We start from the raw sequence: 17,882 nt of genomic DNA on the forward strand, positions 1-17,882 counted from the left end.
CCTGTTCGGTGTGCTTGAAGTGTGTGCAGTCACGCAGGTTACAAACCCGCCGCTTACAGCACCTTCGCTTCGGTCTTGAGCTTGGCGACCAGCGTGGCCACATCGGGCACCATCACGCCGGCGCTGCGCTTGGCGGGCTCAACCACCTTCAGGGTCTTCAGGCGCGGTGCAACGTCCACGCCCAGGTCTTCCGGCTTGACCGTGTCGAGTTGCTTCTTCTTGGCCTTCATGATGTTCGGCAGCGTCACGTAGCGCGGCTCGTTCAGGCGCAGGTCGGTGGTGACCACGGCCGGCAGCTTGACCGACAGGGTTTCCAGACCACCGTCCACTTCACGCGTGACCGAAGCCTTGCCGTCGGCAACCTGCACCTTCGAGGCAAACGTGGCTTGCGGCAGGCCGGCCAGCGCAGCCAGCATCTGGCCGGTCTGGTTGGCGTCGTCGTCGATCGCCTGCTTGCCCAGGATGATCAGTTGCGGCTGTTCCTTGTCGACCAGCGCCTTGAGCAGCTTGGCGACAGCCAGCGGCTGCAGTTCTTCGTCGGTTTGGACCAGGATGCCGCGGTCGGCACCAATGGCCATGGCGGTGCGCAGGGTTTCCTGGCACTGCGTCACGCCGCACGAGACGGCGACCACTTCGGTAGCGACGCCCGCTTCCTTCAAACGAACAGCCTCTTCCACGGCGATCTCGTCGAACGGGTTCATGCTCATCTTGACGTTGGCCAGATCGACACCGCTGCCGTCCGCCTTCACGCGAGCCTTCACGTTGTAATCGATCACGCGCTTGACTGCGACCAGGACTTTCATGCGCTCACTCCACTATTTGATAAGACGATTTTGCAAAACGCCGGCCATTATAAGGGGGGCCGGTCGAACGCGTTAAATTTCCGAACGGTCGTGCTATTTTAACCCTGAAAAATTGCCGGACGCCAGTGAAACGTCCGGCAATCTGTTTGGTAGAGCCCTCTATCGGATCGCCTCAGCGATCACAAAGTGGTTACCAAGCCACAATCACCGCGTCCTTGTACTTCGCCTTCACGAAGGCCTTCACAGCGTCGGAGTGATAGGCCTTCACCAGCTTGGCGACCCACGGTTGATCCTTGTCCGCTGCTCGCACGGCCAGCACGTTGGCATACGGGCCCTTCGGGCTTTCAATCGCGATGCCGTCCTTGGTCGGGTCCAGGCCCGCCTTCTCGGCGTAGTTGCCGTTGACGGCGGCGGCATCCAGGTCATCCAGCGAACGCGGCAGTTGGGCGGCATCCAGCTCGACGAACTTCAGCTTCTTCGGGTTCTCGGCCACATCGCGCGGCGAGGCCTTGAAGCCGGCGTTCGGCTTGAGCTTGATCACGCCCTGTGCCTGCAGCAGCAAGAGCGCACGGCCGCCGTTGGTCGGATCGTTCGGCAGGCCGAAGCGTGCGCCTTCCTTCAGGTCCTTCAGCGACTTGATCTTCTTCGAGTAGATGCCCATCGGGAACGTGATGGTCTGGCCGACGCTCACGAACTTGTAGCCGCGCGTGGCGACTTGGTCGTCCAGATACGGCTGGTGCTGGTAGCTGTTGGCATCCAGGTCACCGGAGGCCAGGGCGGCGTTCGGCTGGATGTAGTCGTTGAACTCGACGATCTGGAGCTTCAGGCCGTCCTTCTCGGCAACCTTCTTCACCTCTTCCATGATCTCGGCGTGCGGGCCGGCGGTCACGCCGATCTTGATCGGCTTGCTCTGCGCCATGGCGGCGCCGGTTGCCAGTGCCAGCGCAGCACCCAGGCTCGCGGACCATTGCAGCAGTTGACGACGATTCATTGTGTTTCCTCGTAGATGAGTCTGTGATGGTTTAACGATGGCTGAGGCGGCGCACGAGCCAGTCGCCCGTCGATTGCACCGCCTGCACGAAGACGATCAGGATGACGACCACCGCCAGCATGATGTCCGATTCATAGCGCTGATAACCGTAGCGGATGCCCAGGTCGCCCAGGCCACCGCCGCCGATGGTGCCGGCCATGGCTGAGTAACCGACCAGGCTGACGAAGGTGATCGTCAGGCCAGCGAGGATGCCGGGCATCGCCTCGGGCAGCAGCACCTTGTAGACGAGTTGGCCGGTGGTCGCGCCCATCGATTGCGCGGCTTCGATCAGGCCGCGATCTACTTCACGCAATGCGGTTTCTACGAGGCGCGCGATGAACGGAATCGCCGCAATCGTCAACGGAACGATGGCCGCAGCCGTGCCGATGGACGAGCCCGCCAGCAGGCGCGTGAACGGAATCACCGCGACCAGCAGGATGATGAACGGCACCGAGCGCACAGCGTTGACGATCAGACCAGCCACGCGGTTGAACACCGGCGCCGACAGCACACCGCCCGTTGTCGTCAGATACAGCAGCACGCCCAGCGGCACGCCAAACAGCGCACCAATGCCGCCAGACACGCCCACCATGGCAAGCGTCTCCCAGAAGGCCGGCAGAAACAGATCGGTCAGGTCAGACCACATGATTGATCTCCTCGACCACCACGCCTTGTTCGCGCAGGAAGTGCATTGCGTTGTTGATGTCGGCCGTGTCGCCCGTGGCCAAAATCGCCAGCGAGCCGAAGGCCTGGCCCTGAATCTCGTCGATGTGGCCGTGCAGGATGTTGAAGTCGAACCCGTAAGTGCGAACGGCTTGCGCCAGCACGGGTTGGTCCACGCCCTCGCCGGTAAAGGCGAGTCGGAACAGGTGGTCGCGTCCGCCATGCTCGCGGGCAACCAGGCGGCTTTCCACACGCGCCAGCACCGAGGGCGGCAACTCTTGCGAGATGACTTCGCCGATCAGCGCGCGCGTTACGTCGTGATGCGGCTGCAGGAACACGTCAATCACGCGGCCGAGCTCCACCACGCGGCCGGCGTCGAGCACCGCCACGCGGTCGCACACCTGCTTGATGACTTCCATCTGGTGCGTGATCAGCACGATGGTCAGGCCAAGCTCGCGGTTGATCTTGCGCAGGAGGTCGAGGATGGAGCGCGTCGTCTCCGGGTCCAGTGCGGAGGTTGCTTCATCGCAGAGCAACACTTCCGGCTGGCTGGCGAGCGCGCGCGCAATGCCAACGCGCTGCTTCTGGCCGCCGGAGAGCTGCGCCGGATAGCGGTCCTTGAACGCGGACAGGCCAACCAGGTCCAGCAGCGGCAGCACGATCTCGCGGATGCGCTCGCGCGACGTGCCAGCCAGCTCCAACGGCAGCGCCACGTTGTCGTACACCGTGCGCGACGTTAGCAGGTTGAAGTGCTGGAAGATCATGCCGATCTTGCGGCGCGCCTGGCGCAGCCCGTCGGCGTTGAGTGCGGTGAGTTCTTGCCCCGCCACCGTGACGGTGCCCGCGGTCGGCTTGTTCAGCAGATTGATGACGCGCACCAGCGTGCTCTTGCCGGCGCCGCTGCGCCCGATGATGCCGAAGACTTCACCGCGCTCGATGGTGAGGTCAACGTCGCGCAGCGCGTGGACGTCGGTACCGCCCGCCCCCCGGAAGTGCTGCGAGATCCCCTTGAGTTCGATCATGAGTCCATACAAAAACGGCAACCGCCGCGAAACCAGGCCGTTGCCGTCTCTTTCTTATTTGAATGAGGCGCTAGTGTAAGGCAGCCACTACATGCGAGGAACGATTCTTTAACGATGTCTTTATTACTTTTACGAATGTCATTGATGAATCGTCAGCGTCCATCGCCTAAAGCTCGGCCAGCGCCTTCACGTGCGCAACCACGCTGCGGCCGAGGGCGCTGAGGTTGTAGCCACCCTCCAGGCAGCTGACGATGCGGCCTTTGGCGTGCACCCGCGCCAGTTGCATGAGTTGCTGCGTGATCCAGGCGTAATCGGCTTCGACCAGGCCCATCTGGCCGAGGTCGTCCTCGCGATGCGCGTCAAAGCCGGCGGAGATGAACAACATCTCCGGCTTGAACGCTTCCAGGCGCGGCAGCCAGATCGTCTCCACCACCTCACGCACCGTCAGGCCATTCGTATAGGCGGGCAGCGGAATGTTGACCATGTTGGCCGCCACCGCTTCCGTGCCGGAATACGGATAGAACGGGTGCTGGAAGATGCTACACATCATCACGCGGGGCTCGTCGCGGAAGGCCGCTTCGGTGCCATTGCCGTGGTGCACGTCAAAGTCGATGATCGCCACGCGCTGCAAGCCGTGGTGTTCCAACGCATGACGCGCCGCCACAGCCACGTTGTTGAAGAAGCAGAAGCCCATCGCGCGGCCAGGCTCCGCATGATGGCCAGGCGGGCGCACGCTGCAGAAGGCGTTTTCCAGTTCGCCGGCGATGACCTTGTCGGTCGCATCTACCGCCGCACCCGCCGCCAGCACGGCCGCCATGTAGGTGTGCGGGTTCATCGAGGTGTCGGGGTCGATCGGCACGTAGCCGGCAATCGGCACGCTGGAGACCAACTCGCGCAGGTACTCGGGGCGGTGCACGCGGCACAATTGCGCCTCGGTGGCAGGCGGCGCCTCGCACGGGACGAGCAGGTCTTCGATGCGGCTGGCGATGAGCTGATCTTCGATCGCGCGCAGGCGGTCCGGACATTCGGGATGGTGCGGGCCCATCTCGTGCCGGAGGAATTCGGGATGCGTGTAGAGGCCGGTCGCCATGTTGGTGTTGTGATCCGGGTGCTTCGGTGTCTCCAGCCGCTACGTTAGCACGGGTGCGCAACAAGGCCGCACGGCAGGGTGATCCGCCAGAGCCATCCGCTACAATGCCCCGATCCTGTTTGAAGCCTGCCCATGAGCCAATCGCCCTCTTCCCGTCGTCCCATACTGCGCGCCCTGATGGCGGGCGCCGCGCTTTCCGCACTGTCTTTCCCGGCGCTATCGCTGGCGGCCAAGAAAGCGAGCAAGTCGCCCAAGCGCCGCATTGCCGTGCATGAAGAAGAGATCGATCCGGATCGCTACCGCAACAATCCGCAAACGCAGGCTTTCGTCAACGAGTTGGTCGGCAAGTACAACTTCGATCGCGCATCGCTCGATGCGCTGTTTGCGGGTACGGCCTACTCCGCCACCGTTGCCCGGCTGATCCTGCCGCCGGCCACACCCGCACGCCGGAGCTGGACCGCCTATCGTGGCCGCTTCATCGAGCCCATCCGCATCAACGCGGGCGTGCAGTTCTGGCAGCAATATGGCGACACGCTGCGCCGTGCCGAGGCCGAATTTGGCGTGCCGGCTGACGTGATCGTCGGCATCCTGGGCGTCGAGACCATCTACGGCCGCGACATGGGCAACTTCCGCGTGATGGACGCGCTGTCCACGCTCGCCTTCGACTACCCCGACACGCCCAACCGCGAAGACCGCAGCACGATGTTCCGCAACCAGCTCAAGGACTTCCTGCTCTGGTGCCGCGACACCGGCACGGATGCGTTCTCGGTGCTGGGCTCATACGCGGGCGCGGTCGGCATTCCGCAGTTCATGCCCACCAGCATTCGCGAATACGCGGTGGACTATGACAAGGACGGCCACATCGACCTGCGCAACAGCGCGGTGGATGCCATCGGCAGCGTCGCGCACTTCCTGCAGATGCACGGCTGGGAGCCGAACCGCCCGGTGATGTGGAACATCGCTGGCGATGCGGACAGCCAGGGCATTGCCGCTGCAGCGGCCGATGGTCAGCCGTATCCGCGCATGACGCTGTCCAAGCTCACGCGTGCCGGGCTGGCGTTGGCACCCGGCGTGGATGCCGCTCGCGAGCAGGAAACCGAGGTGCTGATGATCGACCTGCCCACGCCCGGCCAGCCGACCGAATACCGCGTCGGCCTGCGCAACTTCTACGTGCTCACGCGCTATAACCGCAGCTTCTTCTATGCAGCGGCGGTGTACGAACTCGGCCAGGCAGTGCGCCAAGCAATGCGCGGCTGATCGCAGGCATCCGAGCATAAAAAAAAAGCGCAGCTTCGGCTGCGCTTTTTTATGCGACGTGGCGAATCGTCAGGCGGGGAACACACCCGTCAACAGGTAGCGATCGCCACGATCGCACACCACGAACACGATCGTCGCGTTCTCGACTTCTTCAGCAATCCGCAGCGCCACGCACAGTGCGCCCGCCGCCGAAATCCCGCAGAAGATGCCCTCTTCGCGCGCCATGCGACGCGCCATGTGTTCGGCGTCGGACTGGCTCACGGGTTCGGTGCGGTCAATGAACTTCGGATCGTAGATCTTCGGCATATACGCCTCGGGCCACTTGCGAATGCCCGGAATACGCGAGCCCTCCTCCGGCTGCGCGCCGACGATCTGGATGTCGGCGTTCTTCTCTTTCAGAAAGCGCGAGACACCCGTGATCGTGCCCGTCGTGCCCATCGCCGAAACGAAATGCGTAATGCGCCCCTCGGTCTGCTGCCACAGCTCGGGGCCGGTGGTCTCGTAGTGCGCGAGCGGATTGTCCGGATTGGCGAACTGATCGAGGATGACGCCCTTGCCTTCCTTCTCCATCGCATCGGCCAGGTCACGCGCGTATTCCATGCCGCCCTTGACGGGGGTCAGGATGATCTCCGCGCCATAGGCTGCCATGCTCTGACGGCGCTCCACCGACAGGTCTTCCGGCATGATCAACACCATCTTGTAACCGCGGATGGCAGCCGTCATGGCCAGCGCAATGCCGGTGTTTCCCGACGTTGCCTCGATGAGCGTATCGCCCGGCTTGATGCGGCCGCGTGCTTCCGCGTGCTTGATCATGGACAGCGCGGGGCGATCCTTGACCGAGCCGGCCGGGTTGTTGCCTTCCAGCTTGCCGAGGATGACGTTGCCGCGTCGCGCATTGGCTTCGCCAGGAATGCGCTGGAGCTGCACCAGCGGCGTATTGCCGATGGTGTCTTCAATGGTGGGATAAGCCATGGTGCGTAGGGAATGGAATCAAACCATTGTAATGCAGCAGGACAACCCTGCCCCGCGCATGGCAAAACGCCCCGCATGGGCGGGGCGTTGCGGCGGTCAGAAAATGCGGCGCTTATTTCTTCTTCGCGTCTTTGCTGTCCTTCTTGGCGGCTGCCGGTGCAGGTGCGGGTGCCGCCGCACCGAACGTCAGCCCAGCGTTTTCCAGCTTGGCGAGCGTCTTGTCACCGATGCCTGGCACGCGTGCCTTGAAGTCGGCGGCATCCTTATAGGGGCCGTTCTTGGTGCGCTCTTCGATGATGGTCTTGGAACGCTTGGGGCCAACGCCCGACAAGGTTTCCAATGCAGCTTGGTCTGCCGTATTTGCATCCACCGCTGCCCATGAAACCGACAGCATGGACAACGACATCAACGCAGCGGCCAACAGCTTCTTCAACATAGGCTCCTCCAGATATTTTGGGGTAAGAGAAAAGAAAACCGCCACATCAAGGTGGCGGTTTCAGCTCATCTTAAAGAGCATCGCAAAGATGCTGCTGCGTGCGCACAAAAAGTGACGCGTTGTCTGATCGAGCAGCAGATCAAGCCGGTTGTTTCAGCAACCACTGGCAGTAGCGCTCGACGCCTTCCTGCACCGTCAGAAACGGCGCCGTATAACCCGCCTCGCGCAGGCGCGATTGATCGGCCTGCGTAAAGCACTGGTACTTGCCGCGCAGCGCATCCGGAAACTTCACGTATTCGATCAGGCCTTCCTGTGTCAGCTCTTCGGTGGAGAGCACCGGCTTGCCTTCGGCCCCACGCAGCGTATTCACCACCGTGGTCGCAATGTCGTTGAACGGTTGCGCACGGCCGGTGCCGAGGTTGAAGATGCCTGACTTGTCTGGGTTGTCGAAGAAGAACAAGTTGACCTTCACCACGTCTTCTACCGACACGAAGTCGCGCATTTGGCCGCCTTGCGGATAGCCGTTGTATTCGCCGAAGAGCTTGACGGTGCCTTCGCTGCGGAACTGGTTGAAGTTGTGGAACGCCACCGACGCCATGCGTCCCTTGTGCTGCTCGCGCGGGCCGTACACGTTGAAGTAGCGGAAGCCGACGATCTGCGACAGCGCCGTCGGCATGACACGGCGCACGACCTGATCGAACAGCAGCTTCGAGTAGCCGTACACGTTGAGCGGACGCTCGAACTCGGGCTCCTCGCGGAAGGTTTCCGACGCGCCGTACGTGGCCGCCGACGAGGCATAGAGGAACTGCACGCCCTGGTCCAGGCACGCGCGCATCACCGCCAACGTGTAGCGGTAGTTGTTCTCCATCATGTAGCGGCCGTCGGTCTCCATCGTGTCGGAGCAGGCGCCCTCATGGAAGATCGCGCGGACCTTGCCGAACTCGCCGCGCGCAAAGCGCTCTACGAATTCGGTCTTATCCAGGTAGTCGCTGATCTGGCAGTCGACGATGTTCTTGAACTTGTCGGCGCGCGTGAGGTTGTCGACAGCAATGATGTCGGTCTCGCCGCGCGCGTTCAGGCCCTTGACGATGTTGGCGCCGATAAAGCCAGCCGCGCCGGTGACGATGATGGTCATGATGCTTGGGAGAAAAGTTCTGCGTGAGTAACGACGGCCGTGCCCAGCTTGCCGACCACGATGCCGCCCGCGCGATTGGCGTACTGCACGGCTTCCTTGATGTTGGCGCCGGCGCCCAGCATTGTGGCCAGCGTCGCGATGACGGTATCGCCCGCGCCCGAGACGTCGAACACCTCGCGCGCCTGTGCCGATACATGCAGGACTTCGTGCTCGGTGTAGAGCGTCATGCCCTCTTCCGAACGCGTGAGCAGCAGCGCTTCGAGCTGCAGTTCGCGGCGCAGATTCTGTGCGCGGATGGTGAGGTCCTGCTCCGATTTCCACGTGCCGACCACCTGGCGCATTTCCGCACGGTTGGGCGTGATCATGGTCGCGCCTTTGTAGCGCGAGTAGTCGTCACCCTTCGGGTCAACCAGCACGCGGCGGCCAGCCTGGCGCGACGCCTCGATCATCTTGCCGACGTGCGTTAAACCACCCTTGCCGTAGTCCGACAGCACCACCACGTCATGCTGCGGCACCAGCGCGCCGAAACGATCGAGCACCGACATCAGCACTTCATGCGTGGGCGCATTTTCGAAATCGACGCGGATCAATTGCTGCTGGCGTGCCAGCACGCGCAGCTTGATCGTCGTGTTGACGGCCGGGTCGCGATGCAAATGGCCGGTGACATGGCTCTCGCCGAGCAGCGCTTCGATGCTGCGGCCGGGCTCGTCATCACCGATCACGCCGAGCATGCCGGCCTGCGCACCGAGCGCCGCGACGTTGCGTGCCACGTTGGCGGCGCCCCCCAGGCGCTCATCCTGGCGCTTGATCTGCACGACAGGCACCGGCGCTTCCGGCGAAATCCGATCGACGTCGCCAAACCAATAGCGGTCGAGCATCATGTCGCCGACCACGAGAATGCGGGCGGCGTGGATCTGTTCGGAAGCGGACGTAGTCATGAGTCTAGGGTGTCGGCAGCAGCCGAGGTCACAGCGATTACGATTGAGTGGAGCGCCCGATGGCCTGGTATTCAAAGCCCGCATCGCGCATGGCTTGCGGCTCGAAGAGGTTGCGGCCGTCGAACACCATCGGCGTCTTCAACAGAGCCTTCACGGCATTGAAGTCCGGGCTACGGAACGCCTTCCACTCGGTCACGATGACCAGCGCGTCGGCGTTCTTGAGCGCGTCCATCTGACCCGCGCAGAACGTCACACGTTCCAACTGTTCGGCAGAAAGATCGAGCGCCAATGCGTGACGCGCCTCTTCCATCGCAACCGGGTCGTACACCTGCACGCGCGCACCGCGTGCGAGCAGCGCCGCAATCAGGATGCGGCTCGGCGCTTCGCGCATGTCGTCGGTATTGGGCTTGAAGGCGAGGCCCCAGATGGCGAAGGTGCGGCCCGTCAGATCGGCGCCCATGCGGTCTTCGATCTTGGCCACCAGCACTTCCTTCTGCTTGTCGTTGACGGCCTCGACAGCCTCCAGCACATGCAGCGTCTGGCCGTATTCCTGCGCGGTGCGCACCAGCGCCTGCACGTCCTTCGGGAAACACGAGCCACCGTAACCCGTGCCGGCGTAAAGGAAGCTGTAACCGATGCGCGGGTCGGAGCCGATACCCAGGCGCACGAGTTCGATGTCGGCGCCCACCTTGTCGGCGAGGTTGGCCATCTCGTTCATGAACGAGATACGCGTGGCAAGCATCGAGTTGGCGGCGTACTTGGTGAACTCGGCCGAGCGCACGTCCATGTAGAAGGTGCGTTCGTGGTTGCGGTTGAACGGTGCATAGAGCGTGCGCATCATCGCCTTGGCCTTCAGGCCGTCGGCGTCACCATACGTGCCGAGTACGATGCGGTCCGGGCGCATGAAATCGTCCACCGCGGCGCCTTCCTTCAGGAACTCGGGGTTCGACACCACCGAGAACCCGACGTCGGACTTGCCACGCGTTGCCAGCATTTCACTCACGGCATCGCGCACCTTGTCACCCGTCCCAACCGGCACGGTCGACTTGTTGACGATCACCTTGAAGCTCGTCATGTGTTGGGCGATGTTGCGTGCGGCGGCCAGCACGTACTTCAGGTCAGCGGAGCCGTCCTCATCGGGCGGCGTGCCGACGGCGATGAATTGCACGTCGCCGTGCGCCACGCTGGCGGCCACGTCGGTCGAGAACTGGATGCGCCCCGCCGTGCGGTTGCGCTCGATCAGTTCCTTCAGGCCCGGTTCGTAGATGGGCACGCCGCCGGCGTTGAGCAGGTCGATCTTCTTCTGGTCGACGTCGAGGCAGAACACGTCGTTGCCCAGTTCCGCCAGACAGGCGCCGGTAACCAGACCGACATAGCCACTACCGATGATGGTGATTTTCATACGAACACTTCAATGATTGAAAAAGCGCCGGCGCGGAGCACGAAAGCAAGCCGCACCGGACTGAATTACATGCTGGCCCCACCGCTGCCGCCGAGTGTCTCGGTACGGCGCGGTGCGTAGGTTTCCCAGCGGTTGCAGCCAGGGCACTGCCAATAGAACAGGCGCGCGCGGAAGCCGCACTCCTGGCACGTATAGCGCGCCAGATTGCGGGTGCGGCTTTGCAGCAGATCGCGAATGGCACCGAGATCCTGCGCGCGCTGGATATCGGCATTGCTGCCCGCTTCCACCGGATCGGCCAGCGCGCTCTCGGCCACATCTGCGGTCGCCGGTGCTTCATGACTCACCGCCTCGGATGCGCGCGATGCCTCGGCCTCCACCAACCGCGTCAACGCCATCAACGAGGGCTGGCGGCGAATCTGCTCACGCATCAATGCCACGGCATCATCAATGCCGTGCACATCCAATTCGTATTGGTAGACCGTATCGAGCAATTCAGGGCCCAGGCGCGCGTCCATCTTGGAGCGCAGCCACGCGAGACCCTCAGCCGCACGGCCAAGTTGCGCATATGCCTTCATCAGTCGCTCCGCCACCAGCGGCAGGAATGACGGATTCTGCTGCTCGATGCTGCGCCAGCGTTTGATGGCGCCTTCAACATCGCCCTGGCCCTGCGCCACATCGCCGAGTTGGATGGTGGCGCGCACGTTCTTGGGGTTCTCTTGCAGCGCGCGCTCGAGCCATTCCACCGCCGTCGCCACATCCTTGCGTTGCAGCTTTTCCTGGGCCAACTCACAGCAGAACTGCGCGACCTGCACGGAATAATCCTTGCCTTGCAGCGTCTGCAGCTCGCGGGCCGCGTCGATGGCCTTGCTCCACTCCTTCTCGATTTCGTACAGCTCCAGCAGCACGCGCTTGGCCGGCTCCGCAAAGGCGCCCTCCATCAGCATGCGCAAGGATTCTTCCGCTCGGTCCAGCAGGCCAGCACGCAGAAAGTCTTGCCCCAACTCGTACAGCGCGTGATCGCGCTCGTTGGCCGGCAGATCGGGACGATTGACGAGGTTCTGGTGCACACGGATCGCTCGCTCGGTCTCGCCACGGCGGCGAAACAAGCTGCCCAGTGCAAAGTGCAGTTCGGTGGTTTCCGGATCCAGGCGGGCGACTTCGATGAAGGCGTCGATCGCCTTATCGGGCTGCTCGTTGAGCAGGAAGTTCAGCCCCTTGAAATACGAGCGCGGCAGCGAGGACTGCTCGGTCCGCAACTGGCGGGCATCAAGGCGGGCAGCCACCCAGCCCAAGCCAAACACCAGGGGGATGGCCAACAGCCACCAGAGATCAAAATCCATGCGTCAGACCTTGGGGCCGGGAACGTGATACGGGGAATCGGCAATGACGGGGCCAGACACTTCAGCCGGTGTCACCGCCTCTTCAGCCTTTTTCATACGGCCGATCTGACGACGCAGGCGGCTTGCGGTAAAGCGATGCCGCATCACACGGGGCGCCATCGCCAACATGGCCAGCAAGATGCCAGCCGCGAAAAAGACCAGCGCAATCAAGATCAGCGGCGCGCGCCAAGTCACGCCAAACGGCAGCACCAGCGAGACTTCCGCCGTGTTATGCAGTGCCAGCACAAAGAGCAGCACAAACAACAGGATGCGGATGACCCAGACGAGAAATTTCATGCGGATTCGGAAGCGGACGGCGGTGCAGCGACTGAGCGTGCGAATGCCGGGTTGTGCCGCATTGTAGCGGATTCATCTGTCAGCCAGCCACGCACGAGCGCGTACGCACGCGGGCTGCGCCAATAAAAAACGCCCCGGCAAACCGGGGCGTTTCTGAAACCTCTTTGCAACCAAGGCTCACCGCGACATGACCAGCGGCACTGCCGTGTCCGCCGAAAATGCAGCGGCTTGGCGATTGCCATCAGCCTGTCGAGCAGCCTTCACAGCCGTCAGCGACACCGCTGGCTCGCCCTCCGAAGAGAGTTCACCTTGTCGCTCCAGGCTGCGGTCAACCCGTTCGCGCAATTCCTTGCCTGCCTTGAAGTGCGGTACCCGCTTTTCGGGAACCAGCACCTTCTCGCCAGACTTGGGGTTGCGCCCAACACGCGGCGGACGACGATTCAACCCAAAACTGCCAAACCCGCGGATCTCGATGCGGTGGCCGTCCGCCAAGGCGTCGGACATCGCATCCAGGATCGTCTTGACCGCGATGTCCGCGTCCCGCAGCAACAGCTGCGGAAAGCGGGCGGCCAGCTTTTCCACGAGTTCGGACTTGGTCATGGGCATCGTGCGCGCGTCCTCGTCGTTCTGTAGGGTCGACCCGGTAGATGCTTACTGGTTGGTTTCGTTCAGCTTGGCCTTCAGCAGCGCGCCGAGGTTCGTGGTACCAGCCGTGCCAGTATCCGCCGAGAACTTCTGCATCGCTTCTTGTTGGTCAGCGCTGTCCTTCGCCTTGATGGAGACGTTGATGTTGCGCGACTTGCGATCGATGTTGACGATCATCGCGGTCATCTGTTCGCCTTCCTTCAGCACGTTGCGGGCATCTTCAACGCGGTCGCTCGAGATTTCCGAGGCACGCAGGTAGCCTTCCACGTCGTCAGCCAGTTGCACCACGGCGCCCTTCGGATCAACGGTCTTGATCGTGACATTCACGATCGAACCCTTGTCGTTGGTCGACACGAAGTTGTTGAACGGATCGCCCGACAGCTGCTTGATACCCAGCGAGATGCGTTCCTTGTCGATGTCGATGGCCAGCACAACGGCTTCCACCTCGTCGCCCTTCTTGTACTTGCGAACGGCTTCTTCGCCAGTCTCTTGCCACGACAGGTCCGACAGGTGCACCAGGCCGTCGATGCCGCCCGGCAGACCGATGAACACGCCGAAGTCGGTGATCGACTTGATCTGACCCGACAGCTTGTCGCCCTTCTTGTGGTTACGGCCGAAATCGTCCCACGGGTTGGCCTTGCACTGCTTCATGCCCAGGCTGATACGACGCTTGTCTTCGTCGATATCCAGAACCATGACTTCCACTTCGTCGCCCAGCTGGACAACCTTGGACGGAGCCACGTTCTTGTTGGTCCAGTCCATTTCCGACACGTGGACCAGGCCTTCGATACCGGCTTCGATCTCGACGAACGCGCCGTAGTCGGTCAGGTTGGTCACCTTGCCGAACAGGCGGGTGCCTTGCGGGTAGCGACGCGAGATGCCGACCCACGGATCTTCGCCCAGCTGCTTCACGCCCAGCGAGACGCGGTTCTTCTCTTGGTCGAATTTGAGGATCTTGGCGGTGATTTCTTGGCCAACCGACAGCACTTCGCTCGGATGACGCACACGACGCCATGCCAGGTCGGTGATGTGCAGCAGACCGTCGATGCCACCCAGATCCACGAACGCGCCGTAGTCGGTGATGTTCTTGACGATACCGTTGACGATCGCGCCTTCCTTGAGCGTTTCCATCAGCTTCTGACGCTCTTCGCCCAGCGTGGCTTCAACCACGGCACGGCGCGACAGCACAACGTTGTTGCGCTTGCGATCCAGCTTGATGACCTTGAATTCGAGGGTCTTGCCTTCGTACGGCGTGGTGTCCTTGATCGGACGCACGTCGACGAGCGAACCCGGGAGGAATGCACGAATACCGTTGACCATGACGGTCAGGCCGCCCTTCACCTTGCCGGTCACGGTACCGGAGATGATCTCGCCGGATTCCAGTGCCTTCTCAAGGTTCAGCCACGAAGCCAGGCGCTTAGCCTTGTCGCGCGACAGGATGGTGTCGCCGTAGCCGTTTTCCAGTGCGTCGATTGCGACCGAAACGTAGTCGCCGACTTGCACTTCCAGCTCGCCCTGGTCGTTCAGGAATTCTTCGACCGGAACAAATGCTTCAGACTTCAGGCCCGCGTTCACAACGACGAAGTTGTGGTCGATACGCACAACTTCCGCAGAGATCACTTCGCCAGCCTTCATATTGGACTTGGCGATCGACTCTTCGAACAGGGCGGCAAAAGATTCGTTAGTTTGGGACATAAAAAATAGGCATCCGCAGAACATGCCTCGCAGAGCGTTCGCTCAGTTAGGAATGGGCGAAGACACGCGCATGCGGGGTTACGAGTTGAACAACCGCCGGCGGCAACATGCTACCGGCACCGATCGGACCAGCTCAGCCGGTTCAGTTTGCCTTGTTGGCGCCCTGCACCTGCCGGTACCAGTCCAGTACCTGCGCAACCACTTCGTCGACCGACATGTCGGACGAATCCAGTTGCCGCGCATCTTGCGCCGGACGCAGCGGCGCGACACTGCGGGTGCGATCCCGCAAATCACGCGCTTCCAAGTCCTGCGAAAGACTTTCCACTGTAGCAGAAAAACCCTTTGCAATCAATTGTTTATAGCGCCGCTCAGCGCGTGCCTGCACGCTCGCCGTGAGGAACACCTTGAGCACCGCCTCAGGGAAAACCACGGTGCCCATGTCGCGGCCATCGGCCACAAGGCCAGGTGCTTCCAGGAACGCACGCTGACGTGCGTGCAGCGCCTCACGTACCGCGGCGTGCACAGCAATCGCGGAGGCTTGGTTACCCACCGACTCATGACGTAACGCCAAGCTCACATCTTCACCCTTGAGCCAGATGTGATCAGCCTTGAAGCGCACATCGAGTTCGCTAGCAATGCGAACGAGGTTGGCGACGTCGTGATCGTCGACGTTCTCGCGCATGCTGACGAGCGCCACCAAGCGGTACAACGATCCGCTATCCAACAGGTGGAAGCCGAGCAAATCGGCGACTTGGTGCGCGACCGTGCCCTTGCCGGATGCGGTCGGGCCGTCGATGGTGATGACCGGGTACGGCGTGGAAGCAGCGGTGTCGGACATGATGAAATGCTGTCGGTTAATTGCGTTTCAAGCAGCGATACTGCCGAACGCCGTGAAATAGTCGGGGAAGGTCTTGGCGACGCAGCGCGGGTCGTTGATCCGCACCGGCACCGGGCCAAACGCAGCGAGCGAAAACGCCATCGCCATGCGGTGATCGTCGTAGGTATCGATACCGCCGGCGGGCGGTGTCCATTGCGATGGGGGCGTCACGCGGATGTAGTCGGGGCCCTCTTCCACCTCGGCACCGAGCTTGCGCAGTTCGGTCGCCATCGCGCTCAGGCGGTCGGTCTCCTTGACGCGCCAGCTGGCGATGTTGGTGAGCGTGGTGGTGCCGTCGGCAAACAAGGCTGCCACGGCCAGCGTCATCGCTGCGTCGGGGATGTGGTTGCAATCCAACTCGACTGCGTGGAGCTTGCCGTCGTCGCGCTCGACGCCACGGACTTCGATCCAGTTGTCGCCAGCCATGACGTTGGCGCCCATGCGGTTGAGCGCATCGGCAAAACGGACATCGCCCTGGATGCTTGCCATACCGACGCCTTCCACGCGGACCGGCCCGCCGCCAAGCGCGCCCGCAGCCAGGAAGTACGAAGCGGACGACGCATCGCCTTCCACGAAAATCTCGCCCGGCGCTTTGTACGCCACGCCCGTCGGCACGGTGAACGACGCCCAGCCGTCACGCTCGACCTGCACGCCAAAGCGCGCCATCAGATTCAGCGTGATCTCGATGTAGGGCTTGGAGATCAACTCGCCAACGACTTCGATCGTGACAGTGCCGGCGGACTCCACCAGCGGCAGCGCCATCAGCAGCGCGGTCAGGAATTGGCTCGACACGTCGCCGCGCACGCGGATCGGCGCGTCGATCTTGACGGAGGCGGCGTGGATCGCCAGCGGCGGGTAGCCTTCGTTGCCGGTGTAGTCGATGCGGGCACCGACCTGGCGCAGGCCGTCGACCAGATCGCCAATCGGCCGTTCGTGCATGCGCGGCACGCCGTGCAGCGTGTACTCACCGCCTTGCAGGGCGAGCGCCGCAGTCAACGGGCGGATGGCGGTACCGGCGTTGCCCATGAACAAATCCGCGGACTTGCTCAGGAAACGGCCGCCCGTGCCGACGACGCGGTAGTCATTCTCGCCCAGGCGCTCGACCGAGACGCCGAGCTTGTCGAGTGCAGCCAGCATGACGCGCGTGTCGTCAGAATCCAGCAGTTCGCGCACAACGGTTTCGCCCTGCGCGAGCGCAGCCAACAACAGCACGCGATTGGAGATGCTCTTCGAGCCCGGCAGCTTGATGGTGCCGCGCGCCGCCTTCAGCGGACCGACGTCGAGATGTTCCATGAATCCAGTGAGTTCAAAACAAACGTTATTCGGGTTGCGTGTCGGCGCCATTTCCTGGGGCCACGCGCTGTGGCCAGGCCAGACGCGCGTCGCTGGCACGGCGGAACACGCGTTCCAGCGCCGTGCCATCGCGCTCGGCGATCATCGTCTTAAGACGACCGATGACGGCTTCGTAGGTGTTCAATTCGCGCAGCAACGCTTCGCGGTTCGACAGGCAGATATCGCGCCACATCTCGGGCGACGACGCAGCGATGCGCGTGAAATCGCGGAAGCCGCCGCCAGCGAAATCCAGCTTGAGGTCAGCGTCTTCGGCATTGATGATCTGCGCGACCAGCGCATACGACAACACGTGCGGCAAGTGGCTGACAGCAGCAAACACCGCGTCATGCTGCACGGCTGACATGATGTGGCAATACGCACCGGCGGCTTCCCACATCGCCTGCACACGGGCGACATCGCTGCGGCGGTTTTCCTGCAGCGGGCACAGCACAGTCTTCTTACCGACGTAGAGATCAGCCAGCGCGGCGTCCACGCCGTTCAATTCGCGGCCGGCAATCGGGTGCGCGGGCACGAACTGGCTGACCTGATCGCCCAGAGCGGTCTTGGCGGCCATGATGACGTCGGACTTGGTGCTGCCGGCATCCGTGACGATAGTGTCCGGGCCCAGGTGCGGCTGCATGGCGAGCAGCAGCGGCAGCGTTTGGGCCACCGGCGCGCAGAGCACGACCATGTCGGCACCGCGCACGGCCTCTTCCATCGGCAGCGCCTCGTCGATCACGCCCAGGCGGATCGCTGCTTCCAGCGACGCGGCCGAACGCCCGACGCCAACGATATGCCCCACCACACCCGCGCGGCGCAACGCCAGCGCCAGCGAACCGCCGATCAGGCCAACGCCGACAATCACCAACCGGGAACTGGAAAAAGAAGAGGCCACAACACCGCCCTGCC

The 17,882-nt window shown here is 62.7% G+C and carries 18 protein-coding genes; 1 reads left to right on the plus strand and 17 read right to left on the minus strand.

The window, feature by feature from the left end:
• Positions 1-53 precede the first annotated feature (53 nt).
• The 5 genes from ACS7SF_RS03775 to ACS7SF_RS03795 form a co-directional block, all read right to left on the minus strand.
• Complete coding sequence (locus ACS7SF_RS03775; RefSeq protein WP_439891742.1) at positions 54-803, minus strand: electron transfer flavoprotein subunit beta/FixA family protein; 750 nt, start codon at positions 801-803, stop codon at positions 54-56.
• Between the two features lie 190 nt (positions 804-993).
• Positions 994-1,794: a MetQ/NlpA family ABC transporter substrate-binding protein gene (locus tag ACS7SF_RS03780; RefSeq protein ID WP_439891743.1), complete on the minus strand. Its 801-nt coding sequence runs from the start codon at positions 1,792-1,794 to the stop codon at positions 994-996.
• A 31-nt stretch (positions 1,795-1,825) separates the two neighbouring features.
• Positions 1,826-2,479, minus strand: coding sequence for a methionine ABC transporter permease (locus tag ACS7SF_RS03785; RefSeq protein ID WP_439891744.1), 654 nt, complete (start codon positions 2,477-2,479; stop codon positions 1,826-1,828).
• Positions 2,469-3,518: a methionine ABC transporter ATP-binding protein gene (locus ACS7SF_RS03790; protein ID WP_439891745.1), complete on the minus strand. Its 1,050-nt coding sequence runs from the start codon at positions 3,516-3,518 to the stop codon at positions 2,469-2,471. Before ACS7SF_RS03790 ends, ACS7SF_RS03785 begins: the two co-directional genes overlap by 11 nt.
• Positions 3,519-3,684: 166 nt before the next feature.
• Positions 3,685-4,608, minus strand: a complete 924-nt coding sequence (locus ACS7SF_RS03795; protein WP_439891746.1) for a histone deacetylase family protein — start codon at positions 4,606-4,608, stop codon at positions 3,685-3,687.
• A gap of 132 nt (positions 4,609-4,740) precedes the next feature.
• On the opposite strand from ACS7SF_RS03795, the gene mltB reads away from it, so the two are divergent.
• Entirely contained in the window at positions 4,741-5,865 is a 1,125-nt protein-coding gene (gene mltB, locus ACS7SF_RS03800) for a lytic murein transglycosylase B (protein WP_439891747.1), read from the plus strand.
• A 69-nt stretch (positions 5,866-5,934) separates the two neighbouring features.
• Here mltB and cysM read toward each other — a convergent pair whose 3' ends face one another.
• The 12 genes from cysM to ACS7SF_RS03860 form a co-directional block, all read right to left on the minus strand.
• Positions 5,935-6,837 (minus strand): cysteine synthase CysM, encoded by a 903-nt coding sequence (cysM, locus tag ACS7SF_RS03805; RefSeq protein WP_439891748.1) that lies wholly within the window; start codon positions 6,835-6,837, stop codon positions 5,935-5,937.
• 112 nt (positions 6,838-6,949) lie between these two features.
• A complete protein-coding gene (locus ACS7SF_RS03810) occupies positions 6,950-7,273 on the minus strand; it encodes a ComEA family DNA-binding protein (RefSeq protein WP_439891749.1) in 324 nt (107 codons plus the stop codon).
• Positions 7,274-7,412: 139 nt separating this feature from the next.
• Positions 7,413-8,408 carry an ADP-glyceromanno-heptose 6-epimerase gene (gene rfaD, locus ACS7SF_RS03815; protein WP_439891750.1) on the minus strand — a complete coding sequence of 332 codons (996 nt, stop codon included), beginning with the start codon at positions 8,406-8,408 and terminating at the stop codon, positions 7,413-7,415.
• Positions 8,405-9,346 carry a D-glycero-beta-D-manno-heptose-7-phosphate kinase gene (gene rfaE1, locus ACS7SF_RS03820; RefSeq protein ID WP_439891751.1) on the minus strand — a complete coding sequence of 314 codons (942 nt, stop codon included), beginning with the start codon at positions 9,344-9,346 and terminating at the stop codon, positions 8,405-8,407. Before rfaE1 ends, rfaD begins: the two co-directional genes overlap by 4 nt.
• Before the next feature lie 37 nt (positions 9,347-9,383).
• Positions 9,384-10,748 carry a UDP-glucose dehydrogenase family protein gene (locus tag ACS7SF_RS03825; RefSeq protein WP_439891752.1) on the minus strand — a complete coding sequence of 455 codons (1,365 nt, stop codon included), beginning with the start codon at positions 10,746-10,748 and terminating at the stop codon, positions 9,384-9,386.
• A 65-nt stretch (positions 10,749-10,813) separates the two neighbouring features.
• The gene (lapB, locus tag ACS7SF_RS03830) at positions 10,814-12,088 is read right to left on the minus strand and encodes a lipopolysaccharide assembly protein LapB (protein ID WP_439891753.1); all 1,275 of its coding nucleotides are present in this window, start codon (positions 12,086-12,088) and stop codon (positions 10,814-10,816) included.
• Between the two features lie 3 nt (positions 12,089-12,091).
• Positions 12,092-12,424: a LapA family protein gene (locus ACS7SF_RS03835; protein WP_439891754.1), complete on the minus strand. Its 333-nt coding sequence runs from the start codon at positions 12,422-12,424 to the stop codon at positions 12,092-12,094.
• A 177-nt stretch (positions 12,425-12,601) separates the two neighbouring features.
• Positions 12,602-13,030, minus strand: coding sequence for an integration host factor subunit beta (locus tag ACS7SF_RS03840; RefSeq protein WP_439891755.1), 429 nt, complete (start codon positions 13,028-13,030; stop codon positions 12,602-12,604).
• A gap of 45 nt (positions 13,031-13,075) precedes the next feature.
• Positions 13,076-14,764, minus strand: coding sequence for a 30S ribosomal protein S1 (gene rpsA, locus ACS7SF_RS03845; RefSeq protein ID WP_439891756.1), 1,689 nt, complete (start codon positions 14,762-14,764; stop codon positions 13,076-13,078).
• A 142-nt stretch (positions 14,765-14,906) separates the two neighbouring features.
• Positions 14,907-15,602: a (d)CMP kinase gene (gene cmk / locus ACS7SF_RS03850; protein ID WP_439891757.1), complete on the minus strand. Its 696-nt coding sequence runs from the start codon at positions 15,600-15,602 to the stop codon at positions 14,907-14,909.
• Positions 15,603-15,629: 27 nt separating this feature from the next.
• Positions 15,630-16,934 carry a 3-phosphoshikimate 1-carboxyvinyltransferase gene (gene aroA, locus ACS7SF_RS03855; RefSeq protein ID WP_439891758.1) on the minus strand — a complete coding sequence of 435 codons (1,305 nt, stop codon included), beginning with the start codon at positions 16,932-16,934 and terminating at the stop codon, positions 15,630-15,632.
• Positions 16,935-16,959: 25 nt separating this feature from the next.
• Entirely contained in the window at positions 16,960-17,868 is a 909-nt protein-coding gene (locus ACS7SF_RS03860; RefSeq protein WP_439891759.1) for a prephenate dehydrogenase, read from the minus strand.
• Between the last annotated feature and the right edge of the window lie 14 nt (positions 17,869-17,882).

The organism is Ralstonia sp. 25C (assembly GCF_051904805.1).
Lineage (GTDB): Bacteria > Pseudomonadota > Gammaproteobacteria > Burkholderiales > Burkholderiaceae > Ralstonia.